This is a genomic window from Mucilaginibacter sp. (assembly GCF_028288105.1).
Taxonomy (GTDB): Bacteria; Bacteroidota; Bacteroidia; order Sphingobacteriales; family Sphingobacteriaceae; genus Mucilaginibacter.
In genome coordinates this window covers 1-5796 of the sequence record NZ_JAQBOI010000020.1, presented here as the reverse complement: position 1 = coordinate 5796, position 5796 = coordinate 1, and the positions used below count along the sequence as shown (strand labels likewise).

Sequence of the window (5796 nt, the reverse complement as noted above, 5' to 3'; positions counted from 1 at the left end):
CACCGCCTTCTACCTGTTGCAGGGCAACGGTAAGGGCTGCCTCGTAATCTTCGGCAAGGATAAGTTTGGAGAATTTTGGTGAGCCGGTAATATTGGTACGCTCGCCAATATTTACAAAGTTAGTTTCGGGCGTAAGGGTTACCGCTTCCAGTCCGCTTAAGCGCAGGTAAGGTTCGATCTCCGGCAATTGCCTTGGGGAATACTTCGCAGCTTTGTCAGCAATGCATTTAATATGCTCCGGCGTAGTGCCACAGCAACCTCCTACAATATTTACCAGTCCGGCTTTTATAAAATCATCAACCTGGTGGGCGGTTTCGTGCGGGGTTTCATCATATGCACCAAACTCGTTTGGCAAACCAGCATTTGGATAAGCGGAGATAAATACACCCGCTTTATCAGAAAGTTCTTCTAAGTGCGGCCTCATTTCGCGGGCGCCTAAAGCGCAATTCAGTCCTACTGATAGCAGGTTGGCATGACTGATAGAGTTCCAGAAAGCCTCTACTGTTTGGCCAGAAAGGGTACGACCCGATGCATCGGTAATAGTACCCGATATCATGATACCACCTGTTTCCCTAAAGGCAGGGTAATCTTTACCGGCAGCCTTGCACTCGTCTTTATACCGTTGAATAGCGAACAATGCCGCTTTTGCATTTAATGTATCAAATATGGTTTCAACCAATAGCAGATCTGAACCGCCATCTACCAAACCACGCACCTGCTCATAATAAGCTTCGGCCAGATCATCAAAGGTAACGGCGCGGTAACCCGGGTCGTTCACATCTGGCGACAGGGATGCCGTACGGTTTGTTGGACCAACAGCACCTGCTACAAAACGTGGTTTTGATGGGTTCTTTTTGGTATACTCATCTGCAACTTCGCGGGCTATGCGGGCACCTTCGTAGCTTAGTTCGTAGTCAAGTTCTTCCAGGTGATAATCAGCCAGTGATATGCGTTGTGTACTGAAAGTGTTGGTTTCGATAATATCCGCCCCGGCATCCAAATATTCGGCATGGATAGCCTTGATCACATCCGGGCGGGTTATGTTCAGCAGGTCGTTATTTCCTTTAAGGTCAGATGCATGGTCACGGAAACGCTCCCCACGAAAATCTTCCTCGGTGAGCTCGTACCTTTGAATCATGGTACCCATAGCTCCGTCAATAACCAATATGCGTTTCTGTAATTCTTTTCTAATGTCCATTTTTATCAGTAGGCAGTTGCCAATTAACAATGGGCAGTTTTGCAAACAAGGCACAGCGAAAACACTGCAAACTGCTTACTCAAAACTGCAAACTGTATATAGCTTATCTCGAAAAGTCGGGTATAATATTGACTTTCACTTATCTGTCCCAAACCATTCAATTGGTCTGAGTAGAATGTAGCACCTTGTTAAGTAACAGGTTGCTAAGACATCGCAGGGTCTAATCCCTCCGTCTTTCTCCATAAGCGTTACAAAGATGAATAATAATGTTGTAAAGTGCAAGCGTATATTACTGTGCTGTTTGGCTAAAGCCTATTTGCTCCACTTGGAACCCCTTTGGCTTAAGTCAAAGGCAATTATGTGCTTGGCTTTTTCATTTTCACTAAAATGATTGAGGGTTGTGCATTGGTAGCAACCTTTGAAAATGTATTAGAGATGCATTTCAAATATTGATAAGTTTTGCATACAGCAAATATGAATTAATTCATTTTGAGTAAAAGTCTTTTCTCTGGCTCAATCGACCATTGAACTTGCCATAACCCACCATCAAGTTGGTCAAGGAGAATAAAGTTATAACTATTTTGAGTTGGATAGAGAATAAACCTTCCATTGGTTTCTTCTTCTTTAGTGACAAGGGATAAGGGATTTAATCTGTATTCACCCCGGTTATTTTCTTTAACATCGTATTGCACTTGCCACATTTGCCCAGTTCGAGTATTGAGTTTAATAAAAGTCCACATGTTTACAGTTGGGAATAGGCGGTAAGTAGATGATTCAGTTCGTTCAGTCTTAACACCATCAGTTTTATTTGCCTGATTTTGAGCGAGTGCGGTCAAAGTAAATAGTACAATGACTAGTGAAGCTGTTAATTTCTTCATTCGTAATAAGTTTTGGTTAGCGTAAAGCTACCAAACCAAATATCGTTATCAAAACATAATATATACTAGTACAAAAGATACTAATTACAATATTTCAAAAAGGACAGCAAAAGACAGGTGGTAGGCGAAAGCCACAAAAGAAATAAGAGATGCAATTCAGTTAGTGTTATCTAATAAGGTTGACCAGTTGGCTAATGACCCAGATACGAGACAATTTGCCAATTCATTGCCGCCCCATTTATGGGACGGATAACAGGCAAGGACAATCCGGCTTTAGCCGAACCTCTTTGCAACAAAAAAAGCCGCTGTTAAGGCGGCTTTCAGTTTCGTTAAGATATTAATTTATCTTCTGTTACCGCCAAATATGCGTAGCAATAACAGAAATAGGTTAATAAAATCAAGATAAAGGGTTAAGGCACCCATAATGGCAGTTTTTTTACCTTCGGCACTACCATATTCAATACCGGCGCCAATGCGTTTCAGTTTTTGCACATCATATGCGGTTAAGCCAACAAATACGGCAACCAATACATAGCTGATCAAAAGACTAAAACTACCGCTACGGAAGATAAATAAGTTTAAAACCGTAGCAATAATACCGCCTATTAGCAACATGATCAGGATAGAACCAAACTTGGTAAGGTCCTGGTTGGTAGTATAACCACCAATTGCCATAACACCAAATACAACAGATGCAGTTATAAATGCGGTTGATATCGTACCGAAGCTGTACAGGTAAAATATATAGCTAATACTTATGCCCATAATAGCCGAAAAAGCTATAAAAACAATAGCCGCGGTTACGATACTCATTTTATTGATGCGGCTTGATAAGATCAGTACTAAAATAAGCGGGGCAAACATGGTTATGGTGCCAAAAATATTATTACGGCCTGTTTCGGTATCGCGCAACAAACCCGATAGTTCGGGTATAAAAGCAAAAGTATAGGTGCAAAGGGATGATATACCTAATGCAACAAACATCCAAACAAATACATTAGCTATGAATTTGCGTGATGCTTCGGGATTTTCAACATAACTTACGTTTTCGTAAACGTAATCGTGAGTTTTGGTTTCCATTTATTTTTAGAAATTATTTGTACGAATATAAGTAAAAACGTTGTAATGGTTATAAAAGTTGTATGCTTAGTAAAGCTTACAATACGATGTGAATTTTTTAATTTAACCGCTTCTGCAATTGCTCTTCCACCTTTTTAAATACTTGTAAAGGTTTTAAGGCACGCCAGTTAAGCTCATCCAGTTGCCCGCCAAAGTTAATATAGTAATCGATATTGGCGCTCTTAAACTCGCGTATAACATGCTCCTGGAAATTCACCCCGGCTATCCAGCCATCCTCAACCTCCTGAAACCATTCTTCATAATAGCTATCGTCAGAAAAATGGAAGTTAAGCACGTTCTCGCCTATCAATATAAACTGGTTTACGCCCTGGTCTATCATCAGCTCAATCAGCTCGCGCTTCATCAGCATAATATCGTTGTTAATGGCATCGTTCCATTCGCCTATAAATTCAATAATACTGTAGCCCCGTTCATAATCAACATACAAAACTTTTAGGTACAGGGTGTTGGACCCGAACGAATCCCATTGCGGGTGCAGCAAATAGTTATATATCTGCTTATCAAACTCAAATTCATTATACTGTGTTGCATAAAAAGGAGAATATTCATCCTCAGATGCTACGTAGTCATCCCGCCAGCGGTAATATGGTTCTATTTCGTGCATTGGTTAAATTCAAAAATCAAAAGTAAAAATTCAAAAACCGTTTGGCGTTCCTCTTTACTTATTAAAAGCTTCCACCGCTTTACGTACGCTTCCGTGTTGTTTCAAAAGCTCAGCCGCCTCGTTTTCAGGCAGGCCTGTTTCGGTCATTACCATACGGGTACCGCGGTGTACCAGCTTATTATTGGATAACTGCATATCCACCATTTTATTACCCTTTACACGGCCCAGTTGTATCATTACACTTGTGCTTAGCATATTTAAAACCAGCTTCTGCGCGGTACCTGCTTTCATACGGGTACTGCCGGTAACAAACTCGGGGCCTGTTACTACTTCAACAGGGTATTTAGCTTCGGCGGCCACGGGGCTCCCCGCGTTACATACAATGCAACCGGTAGCAATATTATGCTTGTTAGCGGTTTTTAAACCGCCGATAACGTAAGGCGTAGTGCCCGATGCCGCTATACCTACAACCACATCCTTTTCGTTAATATCAAACACCTGCAGGTCTCTCCATGCTTGCTCGCGGTTATCCTCGGCAAATTCTACCGCTTTGCGGATAGCTGTATCGCCACCTGCTATAATGCCAACCACCCAATCAAACGGAACGCCGAATGTTGGCGGGCACTCAGAAGCATCTACCACGCCCAACCTGCCGCTGGTACCGGCACCAATGTAGAACAACCTGCCGCCATTACGCATACGCTCGGTAACTATGGTTGCCAGTTTTTCTATCTGCGGCAAAGCTTTCTCAACAGCAAATGCCACAGTTTTATCTTCGTTGTTTATATTCTGAAGAAGTTCCAATACAGACATGTTTTCGAGGCCGTTATAGTTGGAATCCTTTTCTGTGTTTATTTCCATGTTTTGGCAATAAATTTTTAACAAAATTGAGTAAAAAACATCAAAGCAACGAAGGTGATATAAATTATTAGCAATAGCTGCTAATTATTAGCTTTGTATGGCTAAAGTATAGATGAAAAGAACGGCGGGAATTATTTTTAGGACATTGATCTTGATATTGATAGGTGTTACTATCGGTTTACTTATCAGCAATGATAATATGGTGGGGCGCAAGCTTGGGCTTAATTTTTCGGGCCCGGATAAAATATCACGGGTGCTTTACCTGGTGAGTAACAAATATGTAGACTCGGTTAATACAGACAGCGTTGAAGGTGTTACCGTTAACGACATGCTGCAAAACCTTGATCCGCATTCGGTTTATTTGCCTGCACAACAGGCACGTTCTATTAACGAGCGACTGGAAGGCGGTTTTAATGGCATAGGCTTAGAATATCAGTTGCTGCGCGATACCCTGGTGATTACCCAGGTTAATACTGATGGCCCGGCTGCTAAGGCGGGTATTATGGCCGGCGACAGGGTAATAAATGTAGACGGCGAGCCTTTTTCAGGCACCAAACTTACTGTTCAACGCATCAGTAAAACCTTCAGAGGCGATAAGGACACCCAAATTACGCTTGGTATTTCCCGAAATCAATCTAAGATACTGCAGGACTTTCCTATAAAACGCGATAGGGTTACATTGAGCAGCCTGGATGCGGCCTATACGGTTGGCGATGCGGGTTATGTTAAGATAAGCAAGTTTGCATCAACCACTGATAACGATTTCAGAAACGCGCTAAAGAAACTGCAAGCTGATGGCATGCAAAAACTGGTGCTCGACCTGCGCGGCAATGGCGGCGGGTATCTAAACACTGCTACTGCAATGGCCGATGAGTTTTTGCCAAAGGGCAAACTGATAGTTTACACACAAGGCAGTCACGAACCACGAACCGACTATTTCGCCACAGACTCGGGTAGTTATGAAAAAGGCGCGCTTACCGTTATTATTGACGAATATTCGGCTTCGGCAAGTGAGATACTGGCAGGTGCATTGCAGGATCTGGACAGGGCAACTATTGTAGGCCGGCGTTCATTTGGCAAAGGCCTGGTGCAGCAGCAGTTCCCGTTTGGGGATG

The 5796-nt window shown here is 42.5% G+C and carries 6 protein-coding genes and 1 riboswitch; of the genes, 1 reads left to right on the top strand and 5 read right to left on the bottom strand.

Annotation, left to right across the window (positions count from 1 at the left end; all coding sequences use genetic code 11):
* From JWQ85_RS01180 to murQ, 5 genes are all read right to left on the bottom strand, one after another.
* A partial coding sequence (locus JWQ85_RS01180) for a homocysteine S-methyltransferase family protein (RefSeq protein WP_299462676.1) occupies positions 1–1198 on the bottom strand: 1198 nt, incomplete at its 3' end.
* A gap of 136 nt (positions 1199–1334) precedes the next feature.
* A riboswitch (SAM riboswitch) is annotated at positions 1335–1446 on the bottom strand.
* A gap of 231 nt (positions 1447–1677) precedes the next feature.
* Entirely contained in the window at positions 1678–2076 is a 399-nt protein-coding gene (locus tag JWQ85_RS01175) for a hypothetical protein (RefSeq protein ID WP_299462673.1), read from the bottom strand.
* Positions 2077–2418: 342 nt separating this feature from the next.
* On the bottom strand, positions 2419–3156 hold the full coding sequence (locus JWQ85_RS01170) for a Bax inhibitor-1/YccA family protein (RefSeq protein ID WP_299462670.1): 738 nt from the start codon (positions 3154–3156) through the stop codon (positions 2419–2421).
* Positions 3157–3253: 97 nt separating this feature from the next.
* Positions 3254–3820, bottom strand: a complete 567-nt coding sequence (locus tag JWQ85_RS01165; RefSeq protein ID WP_299462667.1) for a hypothetical protein — start codon at positions 3818–3820, stop codon at positions 3254–3256.
* Between the two features lie 54 nt (positions 3821–3874).
* Complete coding sequence (gene murQ / locus JWQ85_RS01160) at positions 3875–4681, bottom strand: N-acetylmuramic acid 6-phosphate etherase (RefSeq protein ID WP_299462664.1); 807 nt, start codon at positions 4679–4681, stop codon at positions 3875–3877.
* A gap of 112 nt (positions 4682–4793) precedes the next feature.
* Between murQ and JWQ85_RS01155 the strand changes: the two genes are divergently transcribed.
* Positions 4794–5796 (top strand): S41 family peptidase (locus JWQ85_RS01155; RefSeq protein WP_299462660.1); only part of this gene is annotated, 1003 nt, incomplete at its 3' end.